Genomic DNA, 25,547 nt, shown 5'->3' with positions numbered 1-25,547 from the left:
TATCGAGAAATTTTGATAATTAAGACATCCGTTCTCGATACAAAATTCTATCAGAATTTCAAATCGAACTGACGAAACGTTGTTTAATAGATCGATAGTTTTAATAAAAATCAATCATTAGAATTTTAAAACTTTCTTAACTCAATTTTCAGTGAGCATTGCGTACATTTGAATCAAAATAAATTTAAGAACAATGCTTAATTTCGAGTTTAAAAATCCAACCAAAATACTTTTCGGGAAAGGTGAAATCGCCAAAATCTCCAAAGAAATTCCACAAGATGCTAAAATCTTAATGATCTACGGTGGCGGAAGCATTAAAAACAATGGTGTTTACGATCAGGTAAAAGATGCGCTGAAAGATCATGAGATCTATGAATTTGGCGGAGTTCCTGCCAATCCTGAATATGAAGTTTTAATCAATGCTTTACAATTCATCAAAGAAAAAGAAATTACATTTCTTCTGGCTGTTGGTGGTGGCTCTGTAATCGACGGAACCAAATTTCTTTCTGCAGCGGCAAACTATAATGGTGAACCATGGGAAATCCTTACAAAACCGGTAAGAACTTTTGAAGGAGAAGGAATGCCTTTCGGAACAGTATTAACGTTACCGGCAACCGGCTCTGAGATGAATTCAGGATATGTGATTTCAAGAAGAGAAACCAATGAAAAATTGTCTACAGGAGGCCCGGGACTTTTCCCACAGTTTTCAGTGTTGGATCCTGAAGTGGTGAGAACGATTCCGCTAAGACAGGTCGTTAATGGAATTACCGATGCTTATACTCACGTACTGGAGCAATATATGACGGCTCCTTCATCAGCCGACCTGCAGGAACGAATCGCAGAAAGCATTTTGATCAGCTTGCAGGAAACCGCTCCTAAAGTGATGGCGGATGATTTTGATTATGATGCGGCAGCAAATTTCATGTGGTGCTGTACGATGGCACTGAATGGTCTGATTCAGAAAGGCGTTATCACCGACTGGGCAGTTCACGCTATGGGTCATGAGCTAACAGCTTATTTTGGAATAGATCACGCGAGAACACTGGCCATCATTGCTCCTTCCCATTACCGTTATAATTTTGAAACTAAAAAAGGAAAGCTCGCACAATATGCAGAAAGGGTATGGGGAATAAAAGACGGAAGCATTGAGGAAAAAGCGGAAGCCGGAATCAGAAAACTGGAAGAATTTTTCCATAGCCTGCATATCCAGACCAAACTTTCAGAATACACAGAAGATTTCCAGGGAACAGGAGAAAGAGTGGAAAAAGCGTTCACAGAAAGAAACTGGACAGGTCTTGGTGAATACAGAAAACTTACCCCTGAGGATGCACGTAAGATTGTAGAAATGAGCTATTAATAAAGCCAGAAGTATGAAGGTGAATGATGGAAGTTTATTTAAAATATACAATTGATCTGCATTGAGAATAAACCTACTTGTTTCATCTTTAAACTTCCTGTCTGAATTATTTTGTTTACAAACATTCGTTTAAAAAAGCTTAAATTCATTAGAAATATTTCAAATTTATTTATATTTTAGCATATTCTTAAATTTGTGAAAATGAAAAAACAATTACTTTTATTTGCCTTTTCAGCGTTAGCGCTTAGTTCATGTCAGGATGATGATATCCAAGCTTATGAAATGGATATGATGAAAGGTGAATGGAAAACCAGTAAAACAGAAGTAATTTCAGGAAAAGACGATAAAACCATTATTGATACCGATGTTCCTACCGGATGTAGTGCCAACAATATTACAGAGTACAGAACAGATTATTACACTGCATACACCGCATATGCAGGCACAGGTACAGACTGTCAGGTTGCCAGTAAGTCTGAAGGGACTTATGAGTATGATACGGAAACTAAAAACCTTACCATCAAATATACCAACGACAGTCCGAGAAAATACCAGGTAGTTGTTCTTACAAGTTCGGAAATGAAGATTAAGCAAATGTTTGGAAATATTGATCAGGACGGAGATCAGGTGATTGACTACACTTACATTTCTTATAAAAGATAAAAAAATAAACTCCCGAAAATACGGGAGTTTTTTATGAGACAGAAATTTTAAAATGATTAAAACAATGAAGAAGATGTTATCAGCATTTCTATTGCTGACTTTTGCCCTTTTCTTTTCACAGGAAAAAAAACCGATGTTCTGGCAGGATATCCAGAATTTCAAAAAACAGGATCAGGAAACAACGCCTCCTAAAGATGCCATCCTTTTAATAGGAAGCTCATCATTTACCAAATGGACGGATGTTGCTACTTATTTTCCAGACAAACAAATCATCAACAGAGGATTCGGCGGTTCGAGATTAACCGATCTTAATTATTATGCGAACGATCTCTTAAATTATGATCCTAAACAGATTATTATTTACTGTGGTGAGAATGATTTTGCCGATGATGACAAATTGAAAGCCGATGTTGTTGTAGACAGATTCAAAACGTTTTATAATAAAATAAGATCTAAATTTCCAACTATTGAAGTGGATTATATTTCGATTAAATATTCTCCAAGCCGCGAAAAGCTATGGCCACAGATGAAAGAAGCCAATAAAAAAATTGCCGCTTTCATGAAAAAGGAACCTAATGCAGAGTTTATTGACATAACAAAAGTAATGCAGGACAGCAAGGGAAATGTGAGAAAAGACCTGTTCGTAGAAGACATGCTGCACATGACTCCTGAAGGCTATCAGTTGTGGACTTCAGTGATGCAACCTTATATGAAATAAATGAACGGATCCTTTAAAAATACACTGCTCTACCAAAAAGCTGAGGAAATCCATCAAACATTGAGGATTATTACTGATCTTTTTCCTGAAGATAATCTGTATCTTCAAACCATAAAGCAGCAAATACTGGGAGATATTATGCTTATTCAGGCTAAAATAAGAGGTGCCGAAGCAGTAAAGCTTTATGATATTAAAATGGAAAATGCAGCCATCATCCGAAAAGCAGGAAAAGATATTCTGGTGAGCGGAAACAGTCTTGAAATGTTCGGATTTGCGGATGCCAAATATTATAATCTGATCAGAGAGCTCATCGAAGATTTCAGGATATTATTTGTAGATTGGGTAGCAGGATTTAACCGGAAACATTTTATTGTTGATGATTGGGGTCTCTTTAATCCGCCGGGAATAGCTCATGATCATATTCAGAACGATGATGAACTTGATTTCCTTGATGAAGATGACGATGAGTTATAATTAACCTAAAAATTATTTTAACTTAAAGCTTATTTAAACTACTTGTAGAATTAACCGCAAAAGTCACAAAAGATAATCTTAACGCAATGATTAGAACAATCAAAGTTCTCAAAAGAATAAAAATCGAAGATTTTTTAAGGCTATTGTGCACTTTTTTCATTTATCATCATCAACTTTAGATAAAATTGAGCTCATCTTTTGTGACTTTTGACTGCGTCGAACCTTTGGTTTGTGGCTATATAAAAAGTTTAAACAGCTTTTTAATTATAACAATAACTCCCGAAAATTCCGGGAGTTATTTTATTTCTTTCTTTTAGATTTCGAGATTGCTTTTTGCTGAGCCCTGTTTGCCCCAAACTTTTTGGGTGCTTTTCTCTTGGATGGGCCTCCCCAGTTTTCTTTCGTATTTTTTGCCTTCTTCTCATGAAAAGCTCCCCCACCGTCATTTAATTTTACCTGAGCAGGATTTTTCATAGCGATCTGTTCTTCTTCTGAAGCGATCTTTTTAGGATTAACTTTCACTTCTTCGGGGAAGTCAATGAATTTTAGCTCCTTATCCATCAGCAATTCGATGTCAAGAATCAGCGGTTCTTCCTTTTTGGTTACAAAAGTTACTGCTTTTCCATCCTTGTCAGCCCTCCCCGTTCTACCGATTCTGTGGATATATTGCTCGGGAACATCCGGCGTTTCAAAATTGATCACATGCGTAATATCTGAAATATCAAGACCTCTTGCCATTACATCCGTAGTGATCAATCCTCTTATCTCTTCATTTTCAAAGCGTTTCATCGCCTTGAGCCTGTAATTTTGTGATTTATTAGAGTGAATAACATCAAACTGTTCAGGGAAAAGCTCATCAATTTTAGTGAAAAGAAGATCTGCATTTTTCTTGTTATTATTGAAGATCAAGACTTTGGACATATCTGAATCTTTCTTCAACAAATGTTCAAGAAGATTGATTTTGGTATTAAAATTTTCAACTTTGTAGGCAGTTTGCTCGATCTTTTCTAACGGAGTTCCTGATTTCGCCAGTGAAATCTCAACCGGACTTGCAAAATATTCGTCCAGCATTTCATCAACTGCTTCCGTCATGGTAGCAGAAAAAAGAATATTCTGTCTCTTTTCTTTCATCATTTCAAATATATGCGTCAGCTGAGGTCTGAAACCAAGATTCAGCATTTCATCAAACTCATCAATGATCAGCTTCTGAACTTCCTTTAAAGAAATAGCATTATCGATCGCCAGATCCATTACTCTTCCGGGTGTCCCCACAAGAATATCACAGCCTCCGTCAAATAAAAGCTTTTGCGTGTTGATATTTTTACCCCCGTAGATACCGATTACTCTTGCAGTGATATTTTCTGTCAACGTTTCAAGAATTTCCGTTACCTGAACAACAAGTTCTCTTGTAGGAACAAGAATAAGAACTGTAGGATTTCCGTTTTTATTATATTTCCAGGTTTTGAGAACAGGCAAAAGATAAGCCAGTGTTTTTCCGGTACCGGTCTGTGCAATTCCCATGACATCGCGTCCTGAAAGAATTGGCTTCAGACTTTTTTCCTGAATGGGTGTAGGTTCGAATAATTCCAGATCTGCTAAAACATCAAGAATTTTAACGGGAAGTTCAAAATCTGCAAAAGTGAGTTTTTCCATTTTGCAAAGATAGGTAATTAATTTTTTAAACTTTGGCGGGAAGTTTCGCAGATGGATAATGGTAATTTTTTGGAATAGAGATGTTTCGACAAGCTCAGCATGACACTTCTGATTCTAACTGTTTAAAGAAAAATTTGTAGTGATATCATGCTGAGTGAAGTTACAGTATCTCAATAATTATTTTCTTGTAATTCTTAACAGAATAATAATAACCAGTAAAATTGAAAAAATAAAACCCAGCACCGCCACCAAAGACATTTCACCGACCTTTGGTCCAGATTCAGAAACAAAAACAATCGCCGTAGCAATGATATTGGCACCAAGAATCATCGCAAGCATTAAATTAACAATACTTGACTTTATTAATTGATTCGTTTTTTCGATATTCTTGATCTCACTGGAAACCGTGAATTTATTCTCGTCCAATTTCTGTAGAACAGAACGCAATTCCCTTGGGATTTCATCTACATTATCAGTAAAATTCATCACCTTATCCATGCCTGTCTTGAGAATATTCTGCGGACTTATTTTCCTGGCAAATATCTTTTTAGTGTATGGATGTAAACTTTTCACAACATCCAGATCCGGATTGATGGTTCGGCCAACGCCTTCGATCAAGCCTATTCCTTTGAATAAAAGATAAAAATAATCGGGCATGTAAAGACGGTTATCTTTTAGGACATCCTTCATCTTATTCATAACCGCATGAGGATCAATTTCCTTTAGCGAAGTGCTGTGAACAAATTCCAGGATATCTTCAACGTCTCCTTCAAACCTTCTCTCATCGGGGATCTGATAGCTGATTGCCATTTTCTTAAGATAGCGTACAATTTTATGAGGATTTTTGGCAACGAAACTTACGATAAGATTTTCAAGGACTTCCTTATCATTGGGAGGAATTTTGCCTACTGCTCCAAAATCTATGAAAACAACCTTTCCGTCTTTTTTAACCAAAATATTTCCGGCATGAGGATCTGCATGGAAAAAGCCGTAATCAAGAATCTGTGAAACAAAAAGTCTCAATCCGGTTTCTGAAACATTTACAGGATCTATAGAATTGGCTAAAAGCGATGCTTTATCTGTAACTTTAATCCCATCAATAAATTCCATACACAGAACATTATTGTTGGAAAATTCTTCATAGACTTCCGGAACATACGTTTCTTTGCTATTCTTAAAATTCCTTCTGAACTGAAGAATATTTTCTTTCTCATTGATTAAAGAAACTTCTTCCATCAAAGATTTCTCAAATGTTGAAATAGCCTGCTTGAGATTAAGTTTATCCCCGATTTCGGAATATGATGAAATGAGTCTTTCAATATCTTTGATGAGCAGCAAATCATCTTCTATGACCGCCTGCACGTCCGGTTTTTTAATCTTTAGAATCACCGGGCTTCCATCTGACAGGGTAGCTCTGTAAACCTGTGCAATGGAAGCCGTGGCTAGAGGATCTTTCTGAATATCGGAAAAGTGATCGCCAACAGAAATATTGAATTCATTTTCAAGAATTTCGGCGACATTCATTTCAATTTTATCAACCTTATCCTGAAGTTTCTGCAGCTCCTGAATCAATTCCGGTGGAAGAAGATCTTCCCTGTTGCTGAAGGTCTGGCCGAGCTTTACAAAAGTTGGTCCCAACTCTTCCAAAGCAAGCCTTATTCTCTCATAAACGGTACCTTTTGAAATAATTTCTTCCGGATTGCTGGAAATTTCAACAGGTTTGTTTCCGACATTCATCCTTGACAAAAGATCTTTAAATCCGTACTTGCTCAATACGGAAATTAATTTGGCAGATCTTTTCAGTTTTCTTTGTTGCTTGTCAAACATAATTATAAAAATAAGAAAAACAAGCCACAATTATTTCAAAAACCATTCCTAATAAAAATGAGTTCCAACCGATTACTGAGTAATGAACAGCTTTATACAATAAAGAGCTTTTTCCATCTTGAAACGGTGTTACGGCTAAGTTTGTAATGCAAAGCAAGCTTGGTATTATTGAGGCCGTGTTGTTTCTGGAATTCCAGAATCTTAATAATGGTCGATTTGCTGTAAGATCTGTGCTGCTGATTGGATTTAATAATATCTTTTGATACCGGAGCAAATATGATATTGTTGATGGCGATAACATCAAGCTCGGAAAGTGTCTTTTTGCTTAATATTTTCTCACAAAGCTTCTTCTTTTCCGGGAACTTTTTTTCCAGAATGTCGGTATATATTCTTTTGAAGTCGGGCTGAGAAGTGTTCTTTTTCATTGTTAATCATTATTAATATTTCCGTATTTCTTAGTCCATCTGTGTAGTGTCGATTTTGGGATCCTGTATTCTTTAACGATCTGAGGCATTGTTTTTTCCTGAGTTTCGATAAGCTCAACAATAAAATCGATGACTTCGCGGGTATAGATACTCTTTCTGAAATTGGGAAGCTGAGATTTTTTTTCTTCCTGCTTATCAACCTTGGAAGGCGGAGCATAGAGGATAAGATGTTGAGAATATATTCTGAAGAAATCGTATTCCAGAAGCTTGCTCCATCTCATGAGAATATCGCTGTCCAGACTCTTTGACTGATACATTTCCTCGATTTGTTCTTTTGTAGATTTCATGAATTTACAAATTCGTTCCAGATCAGTTCCCGTATCTGCTACACGGGTTTGTATAATGCTTCCTATGTGTATTTCTTTGTAGTCAAATTTCATCCTAATTCGTATAATATGTGAAAATTATGGTGTAGTTTTTTGCTGAATAAAATCAATTTCGGCGATCTTATTAAATATTGAAAAGGTTTACTGTTGAAAATGTTTTATCACCGAATAAAGAGTTATAAAAAAATTGTTGTTTCATGGTCTATTTTATGATTTTTTGTTTTTTAAATTAAAAATTAGGGTGTGATATTAGCTATACTTAGGCTAAACTATTTTTACAAATTTAATTAAAACTAAATGATAATACAATATATTTAAAATATTGATATTTAAATATTAATATTACAAGCATTTTAGTTGACATTGCTCTTCAAAATTGTTTTATTACTATCTACCAATAAGATGATTACGAGGCAGATACTATATCAAAAGCTCTACAGTGGTGATTTCATCTGAAATTTCTAAAATTCGGCTACCCAAATGAAGTTTAAACATAAATAAAAAAACCTCCCGTCTCGAGAGGTTTGAATATTGTTAAAAATAAACGTTATCTTAAATAAGTTTCATAGAGATCATTTCTCCGGTCTTTCATTACCTGAACAGAGCCATGGTGATGAAGATCTTTGAGAAGATTTAAATCTACATCAACAATGAGGGTCATTTCTGTATTCGGAGTTGCTTCTCCTTTAACTGCGTTCGATGGAAAGGCAAAATCTGACGGAGTGAAAACCGCTGCCTGACCAAACTGAATATCCATATTATTAACTCCCGGAAGGTTTCCGACGCATCCCGCAATGGCAACATAACATTCGTTTTCAATGGCTCTCGCAGCCGCACAGTGGCGAACTCTCATGTATGCATTCTGAGTATCGGTAAGGTATGGAACAAAAAGAATTTTCATTCCTTCATCCGCAAGAATTCTCGGAAGCTCCGGAAATTCTACGTCATAACAGATTACCAGTCCGATTTTCCCGCAGTCGGTATCGAAAACTCTAATCTCGTTTCCACCCTTCATGCCATAGTATTTTCTTTCGTTTGGGGTGATGTGAATTTTCCTGTATTCATCGGTTCTTCCGTCGCGGTGCAGAAGATAACTTACATTGTACAGTTCATTGTTTTCGAAAACAGGCATGCTCCCTGAAATGATGTTGACATTATAACTGATGGCCAGATCAGAAATTTTCATTTTGATTTCTTCCGTCAATTTTGCCAGCTCAATCATACTGTCCCTCTCCGAAAGTTTGTTAAAAGGAGCGAGTAAAGGGGTGTTGAACAATTCAGGGAAAAGGACAAAATCGGCTTTATAATCGCCCATCACATCAACAAAAAACTCGACCTGCTCGTAGAAAGCATCAATATCTTTAAAATGCCTCATCTGCCACTGTACAAGTCCCAGACGGATAATGCTGTCCTGCATGGTGTTGGGCTTTTTGCTGTAATAGATATTATTCCATTGAAGGAGCACGGCATTTTCTTTTGACGATTCGTCTTCGGGAAGATATTTTTTCAACACTCTTATGGGTAGAAAATTATTGGAAAGCTGAAATGACAAAACGGGATCATAGATTTCCTTATCACGAACCCTGCGGATGTATTCCCTCGGTGATAATTCACTATGCTTATGATAGTTCGGAATTCTTCCTCCTAAAATGATAGATCTTAAATTCAGCAATTCGCAAAGCTCTTTCCGGGCATCATATAACCTTCTTCCCAGGCGAAGCTCACGAAATTCCGGATCGACAAAAACTTCAATTCCGTACAAGACATTTCCTGTGGAAGTATGGGTATTAAATGTATAATTGCCTGTAATATCGCTGTAGGTATGATCGTCACCAAACTCATCATAATCAACAATGATGGAAAGCGCTACAGCTGCCAGCTTACCATCTACCGTGATGCAGATCTGTCCCTGAGGAAATATTTTGGTTAATTTCTCGATACTTTTTTTAGACCACACATATTCTGACATTTGTGGATAAGCCCGCTTCATTGTCTCCACCAACCCTGGATAATCCTGAACAGTGAGTGTTCTTGTTTCAATTTGCATTTGATGTAATTTTACTTAAATTTAGTAAAAATCTGACACTTCTAAAGTGCATCGTAATATTTTTCATTACATTATTCAGAGGTTGCGAAAGGTATTTAACACATAAGTCACAGAGATAAGTTTTTTAGTATTGAAAATAGAAGAACACATTAGAATAAAAATCAAAGATTTTATCGGGAATTTAACTACAGATTTTACGGATTTTCACAGATTATTGTGCTTTGCTTTTTTTATCAAATAATTCATAGCTATGAATTTCTAGCACTGAAAATAGAAGAACACAAATATTTTTATTGGGGGGGGGGGATAGTCATATAAGAATATTCGTATGAGTAAAGTTTATTTTAGTCTGTGAAAAGAAGAGCACGGAAGTTTTGGAAAATCTTTGATTTTGGGCCTAATATGATCTAAATGCTTTCAAAAAAAGTATAAGTGGATTTGAAGTGAAGTCGTTTATATTTAAAACAAAGTTGTTTATATCTACATCAGAGTTGCTCATATTTAAACCAATGTTGTTAAAATATATAATGATCATGCTAATATCTAAAGCTACATTGCTAAAATATAAAATGACCATGCTAACATCTAAAGCTACATCCTTAATATTTAAATTAACATTGCTAAATTATATAATGACCATGCTAATATCTAATCTTACATCGCTAATATTTAAACTTACATTACTAAAATATAAAATGACTATACTAATATTTAAAGCTACATCGTTATTATTTAAATCAACATTGCTAAAATATAAACATACTTGTGTCAAAAATCAGGTTAAATTTTGGCTGAAGCCTGTTGTTGTTTTGCACATCAAAATGGGCTAAAGCCCATTCCTATTGATATAAACAACATTTCTTATCACGACTCAGGTTAATTAAGAAATTATACCTTGATTCAGTGCTATTAAAAACATATTTAAAATAAGCAGGCTTTAAAACACAAAAAATCCCGCCCGAAGGCAGGATTTATATGTAAATTTCAATTCAAATTATTCCCACTCAATGGTTGCAGGCGGTTTGCTTGAAATATCATACGCTACTCTGTTGATTCCTCTTACTTCGTTGATGATTCTACTTGAAACGGTATCTAAAAACTCGTAAGGAAGTCTGCTCCATGTTGCTGTCATGAAGTCGATGGTATTGGCGGAACGAACTACGGCTGTGTATTCGTACGTTCTCTCATCTCCCATTACGCCGACCGATTTTACCGGGAGAAGGACAACGAATGCCTGGGAAACTTTTTCATATAAGTCATTTTTATATAATTCTTCAATGAAAATATCGTCTGCTTCCTGAAGAATTCTTACTTTTTCAGCATCAACGGCTCCCAATACTCTGATTCCCAAACCTGGACCCGGGAAAGGATGTCTGTGTACCAAATGATGAGGAATTCCAAGCTCTTCTCCAACTTTTCTTACCTCATCTTTAAATAGTTCTCTTAAAGGTTCCAGCAGTTCAAACTCCATTTCTTCGGGAAGACCACCTACATTGTGGTGAGACTTGATCACTGCTGAAGGGCCATTCACCGACTGGCTTTCAATAACATCGGGATAAATCGTTCCCTGAGCTAAGAATTTGGCGCCTTCAATTTTATGAGATTCTTCATCAAAAACATGAATGAATTCGTTTCCGATAATTTTTCTTTTTGCTTCAGGGTCATCAACTCCGGCCAGCTTAGATAAAAATCTTTCGGAAGCATCTACCAGCTTAATGTTCATATGGAAATGTTCTCCATAGTTATCCATCACTTTTTTGCCTTCATCTTTTCTTAAAAGCCCTGTATCAACGAAGATACATGTCAGCTGATCTCCGATGGCCCTGTGAATTAATACGGCCGCAACAGAGGAATCTACCCCACCTGAAAGTCCAAGAATCACTTTCTGATCTCCTACTCTTTCACGGATTTCTGCAACTGTTTTCTCAATATAGTTTGTAAGCTTCCAGTTTTTTTCTGCATTACAGATTCCGAACACGAAATTCTCCAACATTTTTCCGCCTTCTTCTGTGTGGGAAACTTCGGGATGGAACTGCACGCAATAGATTTTCTTGTCTTCATTGGCCATGGAAGCAATTACGCCTGATTGTGCATTCAACTCAAAGCCTGGAGGCAATTGTCCAACTTCGTCAAAATGGCTCATCCAGACAATAGAATTATTGGTTACGCCTTTTAACAGGGAACTTTCTTTTACAATTTCCAGATGCGCTTTTCCGTATTCTCCTTTTACGCCTTTATGTACTTTACCACCTAAAAGGTGTGCCGTCAACTGCATTCCGTAGCAGATTCCCAAAACAGGAATTCCCTGCTCATATAGTTCTTTTTGTACCAGATGGGCATTTTCTGCATTTACAGAACTTGGCCCTCCTGAAAGGATAATTCCTTTTGGCTGCTTTTCTAAAATTGTTTCTAATGGTGTATTGAAAGGCAAAATTTCAGAATATACTCCCATTTCACGTATCCTTCTTCCGATAAGCTGGTTGTACTGTGATCCGAAATCTAATATGATAATACCGTTGTTCATTTTTATAATTGATGAATGATGATTGATAAATGATGAGTTATTTTAAAAGTTTTCAAGTGCGTTTGTCATTCCGTAGGAATCTACGCCCTTTAAATTTTATCATTACTGCAGAGATTCGTACGAAATGACAAAAATCGGGTTTATTTTAAATTAAAATTTAACTCAAATATTTTTAATTAATCTTTTACGTTTTGGCTAAAGCCAATGTGATTTCTTTTTTTGTTAATCGGGCTAAAGCCCGATCCTATTGATGGAAATCTTTCAATGATGAAACCTTTACAAAAAAAGACCTGGATTTCTCCAAATCTTTTTTCGTGATTTATGTTAGAACTTTCCGATGTCTTCTCTGTAGAAGCCGTAATCGAAATGTACATGACTTGCATCTTCGTAAACTTTCTTGCGAGCATCTTCATAAGTGGCTCCAGTCGCTACGATGTTCAGTACTCTGCCTCCGTTGGAAACTACTTTATCTCCTTTTGTGATGGCTCCTGCGTATAAAAGCTTGCTGTATTTCAGTTTATCTTCTCCCACAATTTCGAAACCTATTTCGATATTTCTAGGGTAACCTCCTGAACACATTACCAGGCAAACTGCTTTTTCATCTTTAAACTTCAGCTCAATTTCTTTTCCTTCCATGCAGTCCTGGATTACATCAAGAAGATTGTTTTCCATTAAGGCCATTAATACCTGAGTTTCAGGATCTCCGAATCTCATGTTATATTCCAGAAGGTAAGTTCCGTTTTTAGTAACCATCAGTCCGAAGAAAATAATTCCTTTAAAGCTGAATCCTTCAGTTTTAAGTCCGTTCAGTGTTGGCTGAAGAATGTTTTTGTCAAAGTCTTCGTAATGTTCCTGAGTAAATTCCGGGCTTGGCGCTACAGATCCCATACCTCCTGTATTCGGTCCGGTATCGCCGTTTCCTGCTTTTTTGTAATCTTTGGCAGCAACACAAGGGAAAAGTTTATCTCCGTTTGAGAAAGCAATAATAGACGCTTCAAAACCTTCAAGATATTCTTCAATAACTAAACGTATTCCGGCATCGCCATAGATTCTTCTGATCATGAAATCGTGGATCGTAGCCTCAGCTTCTTCCAAAGTATCGCAGATGACAACACCTTTTCCGCCAGCCAGACCACTTGCCTTAACAACCAGAGGAAATTCCTGTGTCTGAACATATTCTTTGGCTTCGTTATATGAATCAAATACTTTTGCTTTTGCCGTTTTGATATCATAGGTCTGCATGAATTTCTTAGAGAAAGCCTTACTTCCTTCAAGACTTGCAACTTTTTGATTCGGACCAAAAACTTTAAGATCATGCTTTTTGAATTCGTCTTTTAAGCCGGCAACAAGCGGTGCTTCAGGCCCAACGATCGTTAAATCAATCTTTTCTTTGATTGCAAAGTCTCTCAGTTCTTTAATCTCTGATAAATGAACATTTTTTCCTATTACATCAGTGGTTGCGTTTCCGTTGGCGAAAAACATCTTAGAAATTCTTGGGTCATTCTGAAGTTTTGCTGCCAAAGCAGATTCTCTTCCACCTTCGCCTATGATTAATATTCTCATACTTTATTTAATTATCTAGTCTATAATTTACAAATATATAATTTTGAATGCTATAAATACAATCTCAAAATATAATTTTAGCCGATTGCCGATTGCCGATTGCCAATTGCTAATAGCTTATTGCTTTTCAATTAATGTAAGAAGTGTCTGATTCCGGTAAACATCATCGGAATGTTGTGCTCATTGGCTGCATCAATGCTATCCTGATCTTTTACACTTCCTCCTGGCTGGATAATCGCTGTGATACCTTCCTGAGCGCAGAAATCTACCACGTCACGGAAAGGGAAAAATGCGTCTGAAGCCAACACCAATTCGCCCGAAAACTTTTCTTTAGCTCTTTCAATTGCCTGCTGAGTTGCCCAGATTCTGTTTACCTGTCCGCCACCGATTCCGAAGGCCTGAATTCCGTTGGAAACTACAATAGCGTTAGATTTAACATATTTTACTACTCTCTGAGAGAATAATAATGCTTTTTTCTGCTCTTCCGTAGGCTGAGTTTCAGTAACGACTTTAATGTCTTCAGAGAAGATACTGTCGTTGTCCTGAACAAGAATTCCTCCGTCGATCTTCACCCAAGTCTGTTTGTCGGAAACAGGGTTTACGATTTTTATAATTCTTACATTCTTTTTCTTTCTTAAAATTTCCAGCGCCTCCTCATCAAATTCAGGAGCCATTACGATTTCAAGGAACGTTTTATTTAATTCTTCAGCCGTTGCTGCGTCGATTTTGTAGTTCATTGCAACAATTCCGCCAAAGATAGAAACAGGATCGCATTCGAAAGTTTTCTGATACGTTTCCAACGCTGAAGTTCCGATTGCTACGCCACAAGGTGTGGAATGTTTTACAGCACAACAAGCCATTTCTTCTTTGAACTCTGTTACCACTTTCCAGCAAAGATCCATATCACGAAGATTGTTGAAAGACAATTCCTTACCTCCCAACTGTTCGAAATCTTTCATGGCACCGTTCTCGAAAGTAGAAACGTAGTAAGCGGCTGTCTGATGCGGGTTTTCACCATATCTCAGGTCAGAAACTTTTTTATAAGAGGCATTTAAATAAGTTGGATATTCTTCTTCCAAAAGCATTCTTGAGATCGCTGCGTCATACGCAGAAGTAAGATTGAATACTTTTCCTGCCAGTTTTTTACGGGTTTCGATATAGGTATCACCGTTTTGCTCCATTTCGATTTTTACGGCTGCATAATCCTCAACATCGGTAATTACCGTCACAGAATCAAAATTTTTGGCTGCAGAACGAAGCATTGAAGGACCACCAATATCGATAAATTCTACTTTTTCATGTAGAGAAATGTCTTTGTTTACATTTTCAAAGAAAGGATAAAGATTCACGATCACCATGTCGATCAGTCCAATTTCATGTTCCTGAACGGTTTTCATGTGCTCTTCGTTGGAACGAACGGCCAATAATCCACCGTGAACTTTCGGGTGTAATGTTTTTACTCTTCCATCTAACATTTCAGGAAAATCGGTCACCTCATCAATCTGAATTGGATTTAAACCAGCATCTTTCAAATGTTTGAACGTTCCTCCTGTAGAGATCAATTCATAATTCTGGGCTTCGAGAAACTGTGCGAATTCGATCAATCCGCTTTTGTCAGAAACACTGATTAAAACTCTTTTTTTGCTCATCTTACTTTCAATTTTTTCTTTGTAGTTGTTCTTCATTTACAATTTGATAGGACTTTCATCCTATCCTGATGTAGGTCGTCCTTTCAGGACTCTCATTTTACAAACTGATAGGACTTTCATCCTAGCCTGATGTAGGTCGTCCTTTCAGGACTTTCATTTTACAATCTGATAGGACTTTCGTCCTAGCCTGATGTAGGTCGTCCTTTCAGGACTCCACGACTTAAAGAACTTTTACTTTCAATTACTTTTTACAGCTATTTCAAACTGTTGACCGGTTCTTTCACCTCCGGTCTATTATTTTTACTTAGATTTTCTTGTTTTTCGAAATAATAAAATCTAATTGTGCTTTTTATTAATGTAATAATGTATCAGTATAACAATGTATCAATCATTTAGATTGGTAAATTGTTACATTACTAAATTGGTACATTATTTAATACTTTGTTTATAGCTTTTGGAAAAATTTCGTATTCAATTAAATGAACTTTTTCTGCTACGGTTTCCGGAGTGTCATTTTCTGTAATTTCAAATGATTTCTGAAGAATAGCTTCTCCTTCATCAATTCCTGACGTTACAAAATGTACCGTGGCTCCGCTTTCTTTTTCCTTAGCTTCAATTACCGCGTTGTGAACATGATGTCCCCACATTCCTTTTCCTCCGAATTTCGGAAGTAACGCCGGGTGAATGTTGATTATTTTACCGTTCCACTTTTCACAGAATTCAGGCTTCAGAATGGATAAAAAGCCGGCCAATACGATTAAATCTGTATTTTCAGGAATCATTTTATTCAATTCACTGCTGAAGTTTTTGCCTCTCGGAATCAGAACGTTGTCTATATAATGTTTTTTTGCTCTTTCAAGTCCGTAACAATCCCTGTCAGCCACAACCAACGATATTTTTGCATTCCGGATTTCTCCGCTATCAATGGCATCGATAATTCGCTGAAGATTGCTTCCTGAACCTGAAACGAGTACAACTAGGTTTTTCATAAATTAATGTAACAATGTATCAGTTTATCAATGTAACAATGATTCAATTGGTACACTGGTACATCGATAAATTGTTATATTGATAGTTTGATTTTTTCGTTTCCTTCGGTAATTTCTCCGATTTCGTAGGCATCATCAAGAAGGTGCAATACTTTTTCTGCGTGTTCTGAATCTACTACCAGGATCATTCCGACACCCATATTGAAGGTTCCGAACATTTCTTCACGGGCTACGCCACCTCTTTTTTCCAATTCAAGCATAATACCTGGAATTTCTATTTTCGATGCCTCGATTGAAGCACAAAGACCTTCAGGAATAATTCTCGGAACGTTTTCGTATAATCCGCCACCAGTGATGTGAGCAATACCACATACTTTTACTTCTTCAAGAACTTTATGAATATCTTTATAATATAATCTTGTAGGAACTAAAAGCGTCTCATATAAAGGTTTTCCTTCAAATTCTTCATTGAAATCAGGGAAAACTTTTCTTACCAAAGAAAATCCGTTTGAGTGGAAACCTGAACTTGGCAATGCAATAATTTTATTACCCGCTTTAATTCCCGAACCATCAATAATCTGGTCTTTTTCAACAATTCCTACGCAGAATCCTGCAACGTCGTAATCTCCCGGCTGATACATCCCCGGCATTTCGGCAGTTTCTCCACCGATCAATGCACAGTTGTTATCTTTACATGCTTCTACCATTCCTAAAACGATTTCAGCCGCAATTTCAGAGTCTAACTTCCCGCAGGCAAGATAATCAAGGAAAAACAATGGCTTTGCACCGTGGCAAAGGATATCATTGGCGCACATTGCGAAACAGTCTACCCCGATAGAATCATATTTTTTAGAATCTAAGGCTACTTTCAGCTTTGTTCCTACTCCATCGGTTCCGGAAACCAAAACAGGGTTTTTGTATCCTCCGATTTCATAAAAAGCACCGAAGCTTCCTAAATGGTTCAATACATTGGAATTGTGAGTTTCTCCAACTGCTTTTTTGATTTTGTCAACGGTTTTGTACCCTTCTTCTTTGTCTACTCCTGCAGATTTGTAAGTGTTGCTCATATTATTAATGTAAGAGTGTATCAGTTTAACGATTAACAATGATTGTAATTGTTAATGTGCTAAATTGGCACAATTTATTTCTATTTTAGTTCTAATTTCGAAAATAAAAAAGCCGACAATCTTGGTAGATTATCGGCGTTGTATTATCTCAGAATTTCAGAGCCCACAATATTCCCTTTCTTGGAGAAACATTCTTTAAAAGTGGTCTGAATATTCATCTTTTTTCTTTTTGCAAAGATATTAATTTTAAATTAATATTCAAATCTATTTTTCAAGGATAATTTCTACTGCTGAAACTTTTGCAATCTTTTGCTTCAATTCGCTGTCTTTCTCTTCATTAGAAATTTTCTGAGCCGATTTGTCAAAATTATCATTGAAGAAAGGTAGCGTAAAGGTATCAACAATATTTCCGCCGTGCAGTGGAAAACGTTTTGCTGCCGCTTCTAAAACACCTAATCCCCCTCTTGCTCCCGGAGCTGTTGCCATCAACAGCATTGGTTTTTCGTTCCACACTGCTCTATCCTTGATTCTGGAGGTCCAGTCGAATACATTTTTGAAAGCTGTAGAATACGTTCCGTTGTGCTCGGAAAGAGAAACTAAAAGTATGTCTGCAGCATCAATTTTTGAAGCAAAATCCACTGCCTGCTGAGGCACGCCATTTTCCACTTCACGCTGATGTTTGTAGATCGGCATTTCAAATTGATTCATATCTACGATTTCCACTTCTGCATTCTGAATGAGTGAAGCTGCGTAAGAAACTAAAAGTTTGTTGATTGATGTTTCGGAATTGCTTCCGGCTATAGCTAAAATTTTCATTGTTTATATTTAAGTTTACAAATTTAATATTATTTAAGGTAAGATGGCAATTCCATCGGAACTTCCATTAAAAGAATTTCGGTATCTTCTACTGCTTCAATATTGAAACTTTGGGTATCCCAAATTCCCAGTCCATCTCTTTCGTTTAATACCCTGTCGCCAATTTTTGCACTTCCTTTTAATACAAAAGCATATACCCCGTTTCCTTTTTTATGAAGCATATAATTTTTACCGTTTCCTTTGGTAAAGTTAGCCAGATTGAACCATGCATCCTGATGAATCCAAACTCCGGCGTCATTTTTATCCGGCGATAAAATTTGCTGGAATCCATTAATCTTCTCGCCTTCTTTTATACTTTTCTGATCATACCTCGGTTCAACATTCATTTCTCTTGGGAAGACCCATATTTGTAAAAATTTTACTTCCTCATCTTTATTTTTGTTGTATTCGCTGTGCATTACGCCGGTTCCGGCACTCATCACCTGAATCTCTCCTTTTCTGATAACAGCTGTTGTACCCATGGAATCTTTGTGTTCCAGATCACCTTCCAGAGGGATAGAAATAATTTCCATGTTTTTATGCGGGTGCGTTCCGAAACCCATTCCCTGAGAAACGGTGTCGTCGTTCAATACTCTGAGAACTCCGAAATGCGTTCTTTCATGGTTTTGATAGTTTGCAAAACTGAATGTATGGTAAGAATTCAGCCATCCATGATTGGCGTGGCCTCTTGTATCTGCTTTATGATATACTGTTTTCATATTGTGATTATTTATGGTACAAATGTACATTCAATAAATCGGTCAGGTGTTGATGTAGGATAAGAATGGATTTAAGCTAATTTTTGCGGAGAATTTAAAAAGTATATGTATTGAAACTTCGGCTAAAGCCATACATGTGATATATAAAAAGCGGACTAAAGTCCGCTCCTATTGATTATTTATATGAAACAAAATTTCAGTTAAAAATGTACCTGCTGAATCTCTTCTTCAATTTCCTTTGGAGTATCATGTTCTGATTTAATAAAGATCATTGTTAAAACAGCTGCCAACAGCATACAAATTCCACCGACTACGATGTAATCAATAGCCATTTTTCTAAAGATTCCGCTTACGATCGGGCCTCCAAAAATCCCGTTTATGATCTGGGGAATTACGATAAAGAAGTTGAAAATCCCCATATAAACCCCCATTTTCTTTTGTGGAATTGAATCGATAAGCATGGCATAAGGCATGGCTAAAATACTTGCCCAGGCAAATCCAAGTCCGACCATTGAGATCCAGAGATAATGAATGTCTTTAATGAAATACATGGCAATGAGACCCAATCCACCACAAGTCAGGGCTAAAGCGTGTGTCTGCTTTTTACCTATCAATTTAGCAATCGGCGTTAAAGCAAAAGCAAAGAATATGGCATAGAAATTATAGCTTCCGAACAAACTTCCTGTTAAGTCTCCAGCTTTATTAAATTCAGCAGAATGAGTATCATCAGGTGAAAGCCCGAAATGATGTGTTGCCAGAGCACTCGTTGTAAAAACCCACATCGTAAACAAAGCGAACCAGGAAAAAAACTGTACAATTCCCAATTTCTTCATTTGGGAAGGTACGTTGGCAAAATCTTTAAAGATATCAGAAAGTTTTGATTTGTCTTCTGCAATAGATTTTCCGCCTTCAAATGAGGCAAATTCTTCCGGTGAGTATTCTTTGGTGGTAATAATGGTGTACAGAATCGATAATATCAGTACTGCCGCTCCAATATAGAAAGCGTAGATCACGTTATCTGCCACAAATCCTTTAGGCGCCTCATTGGAAATTCCCATCTTAGTCAGCCAGCCCGGCAGATCTGATCCGATAACAGCACCGATTCCTATGAGAATCGTCTGAACTGAAAAGCCTATCGTTGCCTGATGTTTCGGCAGCATGTCTCCCACCAAGGCGCGGAAAGGTTCCATAGCCACGTTGATTGATGCATCCATCATTGCCAGAAAAATCACTGCCATCAATAATACATTTGCGGCCATCATCTGCGTTGCTGAAGCTGCATTTGGAAGCATCACCAATCCAATGGCGCACAAAACCGCTCCTATTAAGAAATAAGGCTTTCTTCTTCCCAGCGGGCTCCAGGTATTGTCTCCCATATGACCGATAATCGGCTGTACAATCAATCCTGTTACAGGAGCTACCAGCCAAAACCATGACAGCTCGTGAACATCTGCCCCGAAATTTGCCAGAATCCGGCTCGCATTTCCGTTCTGTAACCCAAATGCCATCTGGATTCCCAAAAAACCCATGCTCATGTTGATGATCTGAAGCATGGAAAGGTTCGGTTTTTTTGTTATGCCAAAATTACCTTTAATATATTTTCCTTCTATCTCAGCCATTATTTTTTAGTATTCACCTCTTTAGTATTCATATCATTAATTAAATTGTCTTCTATAGGAGCTTTAATTTCAACAACTTTATCTACCACTTCATTGGGAACAGTTACCGATAGAACGTATTGTTTTATCTTCCACTGTCCGTTGATCTTTTCAACAACACCGGATCCCCGGCAGATCTTCATCTGGGTATCCAATAATTCATCAAACCAGGCTAGTTTTCCATCGTTGCTGAAATAGATATTCCTTTTTAATGAAGTGAAATTCCAGGTTTGTTTTTTGTCGAAATAAGGTTTGGCCCAACTCATAAATGCTTTTTTGTCCCAAATTTCCGTTGCATCTGTTCCGATAAAGGTAGATTCTTCAGCAAAATAATTGAAATAATCAGTGAAATTTGCTTTTGCGGCTGCGACATTAAATCCGTCGAGCATCATTCCGATTTCTGCTTTTTCTTTTTCAACTTTTGTCTGAGCCGAAATGGTCGTAAAGCTCAATAGACATATGATGAAAGTAAAGAATATTGTTGTTTTTTTCATATTTAATTATAAACCTTTAATTTTATTTTTTAGCGCAAAGAGCGCAAAGTTTGTTCTTGACTACTAACTGTTTTTAAGTTCGCAAAGGCGTTTCACTTAAGTAAGATAACAAAGTTTAATTGTGATATTTGTGAAACGTCTGTGTTATTTATGTTTTATTTCAATTCAATGACCATAGATGTTTTTGCGGGTATTGTGAGATTATTCTGTAATGAAAATTCTTTATCGGAGATGATATCTTTTCCTTTTGAAAATCCTTTTAATGATTCAGCAAAATGCTTCAGATCCAATGTCTGCTCTGTTTCATTATTATTTAAAATGACCATCACACTTTCTTTTTCGTTATATCTAAAATACACAAAAACATTATTCTGCGGGACGAAATTTTTAGTTTTTCCGGTGTGAATGACTTCTTTTCCTTTTCTCCAGTTCAATAGTTTTTGAGTGAACTGATAAAATTCTTTTTGTTCGGCAGTCTGTTCTGAAGGTTTAAAAGCGTTTACTTTATCAGATTTCCAGCCTCCCGGAAAATCCCTCCGTATATCTGCATCCCCACCTTTATTTTTATCACCCCGCATTCCGACTTCTGATCCGTAATAAATCTGTGGAATTCCGCGGACTGTTGATATTAATGTTAATCCTAATTTATAAGCTTTCGGATCATCATTGAATATTTCATTCCATCTTTCGGTATCATGATTTTCAAAGAAAACCATAACGTTGTTGATATCAGGATAAAGGAAATCACTTGCCAGACTGTTGTAAATACGATTCATTCCACTGTCCCAGCCTTCTTTTTCCTTTAATGCTTTTGGCAGATCACCGTACAACATAAAATCCATCACCGACGGAAGATTAGAATTATAATTTGCCGCTTCACCTGTTTTAGAATCTTTTTGCCATGCCGAAATATATGCCGCTGTATTTAGCCAGGTTTCCCCTACGATGTTAAATTTCGGATATTCATCGGTAATCGCTTTCGCCCATTTAGCCATTGCCTCTTTATCGTTGTAGGGATAAGTATCCACACGAAAACCTCCCAGCTCTGCGTATTCAATCCACCAGATGGCATTTTGGGTAAGATATTTTAAAACTAAGGGATTCTTTTGGTTAATATCGGGCATTGTTGTATCAAACCATCCGTCCAACGCTAGTTTTTTATCAATATCGGAAGCATTGGTATCAAACTGTGTCGTTGTTTTGTAATTGGAACGTTCAAAGCCATTTTCTTTGTCATTAAACCAATGGATCCAATCTTTTGTCGGCAGATCTTTGATCATCCAGTGTGAAATTCCCCAGTGATTGGTGACATAATCCATCACGAGCTTCATGTCTCTTTTGTTTAATTTTTGGGAGAGTTCACGATACTCTTCGTTGGTTCCGTAGCGGGCATCTATTTTATATAAATCGGTCTGTGCATAGCCGTGATAAGAATATACTTTTTCGTTGTCTTCATTCACCGGAGTAAGCCAGACTGCTGTTGCTCCCAGATTCTGAATATAATCGAGATTGTTGATAATTCCTCGTAAATCTCCACCATGACGTCCGTTGGGAAGGCTTCTGTTTGCTTTTTCCGTTAAGTTAGAGTTTGAATCATTTTTTTCATCACCATTAGCAAAACGGTCGGGCATGATGAGATACATGACATCCTTGGAAGTAAAAGATTCCCGGTCTGCAGAATGGGGCTCTCTTTGCTTTAATTCATAAGTGTAAGAGCTGGTTGTTTTTTTGCCTTTTTTAGTATTTATTTTAAACTTCGGAACGTTGATATCATTAGTATTTACGGTTATAAAAACGTAATTCGGATTTTCAACTTTCTGAATATTCTTAATCTGAACTCCGTCTGAAATTTCGAGTTCATCATTGGCAATATTTTTTCCGTAGACCAGGATCTGCAGCTCAGGATTTTTCATTCCTTTCCACCAAAAGGCCGGTTCTACTTTTTGAATTTGCGAAAATGCAACAGATGCTGCCGATAAAGCAAATATGGTATATATTTTTTTCATTTTATGATTTTTAAAACGTTAACAAAGATTCAACTTTGAACAAGTCGTTTGTATGGTGTGTATTATTAGCCCCGATATAAACGGCATCCTTTTTTGTTACGGCCGGAGCATAAATCAGAGATTTACGAACGCAGTTCAGGAGGTCGTAACGAAAAAGATACAGTACTTCGGCAGGCTCAGCATAAATTCCAAGCGGAAAAAAGCTTCTAAAAATAAAAAAACTTTGTCAAAGATTAAACTTTGACAAAGTTGATTATCCATTATAATGGTTTTATTGAAATTGCAAAACCGCCGCTTCGTGCCATTTTAAAATTGATTTTAGACTTACTCGTGATCTGCTTTTTATAAATATGATAGCTTTGAGGATTGTCGATGTAATCTGCATCTTTGCCATCTTCATAAATTGTCGCTTCATACTTTTTGCCTTTGTCCAGGAAAGAGAAATCTACAGTATAATCACGCTTGTTTTCATCCGTAATACCGCCTACAAACCAGTTTTCTGTTCCTTTTGCTTTTCTTGCAGTGATGATATAATCTCCAGGTTCAGCTGATAAAATTTTAGTATCGTCCCAATCTGCCGCAACATCCTTAATAAACTGGAAAGCATCCATATGTTTTCTGTAGTTTTCAGGCAGGTCGGCAGCCATCTGAAGTGGCATATACATTACTACGTAAAGCGCTAACTGTTTAACTAAAGTTGTTTTTACAAAACGTTTATCTCCCGGGAAATAGTAATCCAACTTAGTTTGGAAAATCCCTGGTGTATAATCCATTGAGCCACCCATCCATCTTGTAAAAGGAAGAATGGTCTGGTGATCTGGGTTATTTCCGCCGAAAGCTTCGTATTCCGTTCCACGGGCTGCTTCTGCAGAAATATAGTTCGGATAGGTACGGCTTTCTCCGGTAGGTCGCACGGATTCGTGAGAATTGACCATGATTTTATACTCATTGGCTTTTTCTGCAATTCTGTAGAAGTGATTGATGGTCCACTGAGAATAGTGATGTTCACCACGAGGAATCATATCTCCTACATATCCCGTTTTCACGGCATCGTAGCCATATTTATTCATCAACTGATACGCTTTATCAGCCCATCTTTCGTAATTTGTAGCAGAACCAGAGGTTTCATGGTGCATGATCAGCTTGATGCCTTTTGAATGCGCATATTCATTCAGCATTTTAATATCAAAGTCCGGGTAAGGCGTGATGAAATCAAAAACAAATTCTTTTGAATGTCCGAACCAGTCTTCCCAGCCGATATTCCAGCCTTCAATGAGAAGCCCCTGGAAACCATTTTCTGCTGCGAAATCGATGTATTCCTTAACTTTAGTGTTGTTGGCAGCATGTTTTCCGTTAGGTGTTAATTTAGAAAAATCTGTTACCCCAATACGTACATTTGATTCGGGCTGACCGTACGCCCATTGTGATTTACCGATGATCATTTCCCACCATACGCCCATATATTTTGTAGGATGAATGTAGGAAGTATCGGTATATTTTGTAGGTTCGTTAAGGTTGAAAAGCATTTTTGAATCCATCACCTCTTCTGCTTTCGGAGCTACGATAATGGTTCTCCAAGGCGTTACGGAAGGTGTCTGGATATATCCTTTTGCCCCTTGTCGATCTGCCGTAAGATGTGTTTTAAATTTAAAATTGACAGCATCCACTTCAAGATGAGAAGCCGGATAATCTAAAACTGCCGCCTCTGCAACGTTGATATATAATGGTTCTTTACCTTCCTGCTTAAGCATTACCGGTGACTGCACTGCATTTTTAATCAAAGTTTGCGAAGCATTGGCATCTGCGGCTTTCGGCCATCTTGCAGGGATCTCGGAAAGTTTTGTTTCCTGATACTGGTATTCCTGAGAATCATAATCAGCAACGATCCACCAGGCTTTCATATCGGTCGGAAAATCGATCTCGGAATCCTCTTCACGGATCACGAAATAATTCAGGTTTTTCTGCTGTGGGAATTCATACCTAAAGCCCAATCCGTCATTAAAAAGCCTGAACTTAACGATAATATTTCTGTCAGTGGTATCCTGGTGCAGCGTAACCGCTAATTCATTATAGTTGTTAATATAATTTTTCTTTTCTCCCAGAACCGGCTGCCAGATTTCATTCTTAGCATCACGCTTTTCGTCAACTTTCGTAAATCCGTTATTAAGATCAAATTTTACATCTTCCGGTTTTGCGATTTCAGATGCAAATTTGATGGAAGTATCTTTAAATAATCTCAGCCCCAGTTTTGAATCTTCAACTATTGTTTTACCGTTGTATTTTAGATTATAGTAAGGTACGCCCTGCTTCAGCTGAAAATCCATTTCAAATTTTCCATCCGGCGATTTTAAAGATTGTGCATTAACACCCGCAAACATCATTGAGAACAATAATGCTCCCATTGTAATTTTCTTCATAATGATTATTTATAAACTTTAAAAATAAAGAAAGTGCTGCCGAAAAGCAACACTTT

At 37.0% G+C, this 25,547-nt stretch carries 20 protein-coding genes; 4 read left to right on the top strand and 16 right to left on the bottom strand.

Annotation, left to right across the window (positions count from 1 at the left end; translation table 11 throughout):
• Positions 1 to 193 precede the first annotated feature (193 nt).
• The 4 genes from AC3WV0_RS01045 (at position 194) to AC3WV0_RS01030 (ending at position 3,212) form a co-directional block, all read left to right on the top strand.
• Positions 194 to 1,357, top strand: a complete 1,164-nt coding sequence (locus AC3WV0_RS01045; protein WP_488843174.1) for an iron-containing alcohol dehydrogenase — start codon at positions 194 to 196, stop codon at positions 1,355 to 1,357.
• A 201-nt stretch (positions 1,358 to 1,558) separates the two neighbouring features.
• A complete protein-coding gene (locus AC3WV0_RS01040) occupies positions 1,559 to 2,020 on the top strand; it encodes a lipocalin-like domain-containing protein (protein WP_488843172.1) in 462 nt (153 codons plus the stop codon).
• 64 nt (positions 2,021 to 2,084) lie between these two features.
• Complete coding sequence (locus AC3WV0_RS01035) at positions 2,085 to 2,738, top strand: GDSL-type esterase/lipase family protein (RefSeq protein WP_488843170.1); 654 nt, start codon at positions 2,085 to 2,087, stop codon at positions 2,736 to 2,738.
• A complete protein-coding gene (locus tag AC3WV0_RS01030) occupies positions 2,739 to 3,212 on the top strand; it encodes a hypothetical protein (RefSeq protein ID WP_488843168.1) in 474 nt (157 codons plus the stop codon).
• 300 nt (positions 3,213 to 3,512) lie between these two features.
• On the opposite strand, the gene AC3WV0_RS01025 is transcribed toward AC3WV0_RS01030, so the two are convergent.
• The 16 genes from AC3WV0_RS01025 to AC3WV0_RS00950 form a co-directional block, all read right to left on the bottom strand.
• Positions 3,513 to 4,865 (bottom strand): DEAD/DEAH box helicase, encoded by a 1,353-nt coding sequence (locus tag AC3WV0_RS01025; RefSeq protein WP_488843166.1) that lies wholly within the window; start codon positions 4,863 to 4,865, stop codon positions 3,513 to 3,515.
• A gap of 177 nt (positions 4,866 to 5,042) precedes the next feature.
• The gene (locus tag AC3WV0_RS01020) at positions 5,043 to 6,692 is read right to left on the bottom strand and encodes an ABC1 kinase family protein (RefSeq protein WP_488843164.1); all 1,650 of its coding nucleotides are present in this window, start codon (positions 6,690 to 6,692) and stop codon (positions 5,043 to 5,045) included.
• 92 nt (positions 6,693 to 6,784) lie between these two features.
• Positions 6,785 to 7,117 carry a helix-turn-helix domain-containing protein gene (locus AC3WV0_RS01015; protein ID WP_488843162.1) on the bottom strand — a complete coding sequence of 111 codons (333 nt, stop codon included), beginning with the start codon at positions 7,115 to 7,117 and terminating at the stop codon, positions 6,785 to 6,787.
• A gap of 2 nt (positions 7,118 to 7,119) precedes the next feature.
• Positions 7,120 to 7,557 carry a transposase gene (locus AC3WV0_RS01010; protein ID WP_312901782.1) on the bottom strand — a complete coding sequence of 146 codons (438 nt, stop codon included), beginning with the start codon at positions 7,555 to 7,557 and terminating at the stop codon, positions 7,120 to 7,122.
• A gap of 493 nt (positions 7,558 to 8,050) precedes the next feature.
• Entirely contained in the window at positions 8,051 to 9,550 is a 1,500-nt protein-coding gene (locus AC3WV0_RS01005) for a carbon-nitrogen hydrolase family protein (RefSeq protein WP_488843160.1), read from the bottom strand.
• Between the two features lie 994 nt (positions 9,551 to 10,544).
• Positions 10,545 to 12,074: a glutamine-hydrolyzing GMP synthase gene (gene guaA, locus AC3WV0_RS01000; RefSeq protein WP_488843158.1), complete on the bottom strand. Its 1,530-nt coding sequence runs from the start codon at positions 12,072 to 12,074 to the stop codon at positions 10,545 to 10,547.
• Positions 12,075 to 12,398: 324 nt separating this feature from the next.
• Positions 12,399 to 13,637, bottom strand: coding sequence for a phosphoribosylamine--glycine ligase (purD, locus tag AC3WV0_RS00995; protein ID WP_488843156.1), 1,239 nt, complete (start codon positions 13,635 to 13,637; stop codon positions 12,399 to 12,401).
• A gap of 131 nt (positions 13,638 to 13,768) precedes the next feature.
• Positions 13,769 to 15,286: a bifunctional phosphoribosylaminoimidazolecarboxamide formyltransferase/IMP cyclohydrolase gene (gene purH, locus AC3WV0_RS00990; RefSeq protein ID WP_488844688.1), complete on the bottom strand. Its 1,518-nt coding sequence runs from the start codon at positions 15,284 to 15,286 to the stop codon at positions 13,769 to 13,771.
• Positions 15,287 to 15,702: 416 nt separating this feature from the next.
• Positions 15,703 to 16,275 (bottom strand): phosphoribosylglycinamide formyltransferase, encoded by a 573-nt coding sequence (purN, locus tag AC3WV0_RS00985; protein WP_488843155.1) that lies wholly within the window; start codon positions 16,273 to 16,275, stop codon positions 15,703 to 15,705.
• A 74-nt stretch (positions 16,276 to 16,349) separates the two neighbouring features.
• Positions 16,350 to 17,342, bottom strand: a complete 993-nt coding sequence (gene purM, locus AC3WV0_RS00980) for a phosphoribosylformylglycinamidine cyclo-ligase (RefSeq protein WP_488843153.1) — start codon at positions 17,340 to 17,342, stop codon at positions 16,350 to 16,352.
• A 264-nt stretch (positions 17,343 to 17,606) separates the two neighbouring features.
• Entirely contained in the window at positions 17,607 to 18,158 is a 552-nt protein-coding gene (locus AC3WV0_RS00975) for an NADPH-dependent FMN reductase (protein WP_488843151.1), read from the bottom strand.
• Between the two features lie 29 nt (positions 18,159 to 18,187).
• Positions 18,188 to 18,916, bottom strand: coding sequence for a pirin family protein (locus AC3WV0_RS00970; RefSeq protein WP_488843150.1), 729 nt, complete (start codon positions 18,914 to 18,916; stop codon positions 18,188 to 18,190).
• A 200-nt stretch (positions 18,917 to 19,116) separates the two neighbouring features.
• Positions 19,117 to 20,535 (bottom strand): MFS transporter, encoded by a 1,419-nt coding sequence (locus tag AC3WV0_RS00965; protein ID WP_488843148.1) that lies wholly within the window; start codon positions 20,533 to 20,535, stop codon positions 19,117 to 19,119.
• A complete protein-coding gene (locus AC3WV0_RS00960) occupies positions 20,535 to 21,068 on the bottom strand; it encodes a nuclear transport factor 2 family protein (protein ID WP_488843146.1) in 534 nt (177 codons plus the stop codon). The genes AC3WV0_RS00965 and AC3WV0_RS00960 overlap by 1 nt, the downstream gene beginning before the upstream one ends.
• Positions 21,069 to 21,223: 155 nt before the next feature.
• Positions 21,224 to 23,074: a glycoside hydrolase family 13 protein gene (locus AC3WV0_RS00955; RefSeq protein ID WP_488843144.1), complete on the bottom strand. Its 1,851-nt coding sequence runs from the start codon at positions 23,072 to 23,074 to the stop codon at positions 21,224 to 21,226.
• Positions 23,075 to 23,334: 260 nt separating this feature from the next.
• The gene (locus AC3WV0_RS00950) at positions 23,335 to 25,491 is read right to left on the bottom strand and encodes a glycoside hydrolase family 97 protein (protein WP_488843143.1); all 2,157 of its coding nucleotides are present in this window, start codon (positions 25,489 to 25,491) and stop codon (positions 23,335 to 23,337) included.
• Positions 25,492 to 25,547 lie beyond the last annotated feature (56 nt).

This window comes from Chryseobacterium sp. 27AL (assembly GCF_057815395.1).
This window is presented reverse-complemented; position numbering and strand designations above follow the sequence as displayed.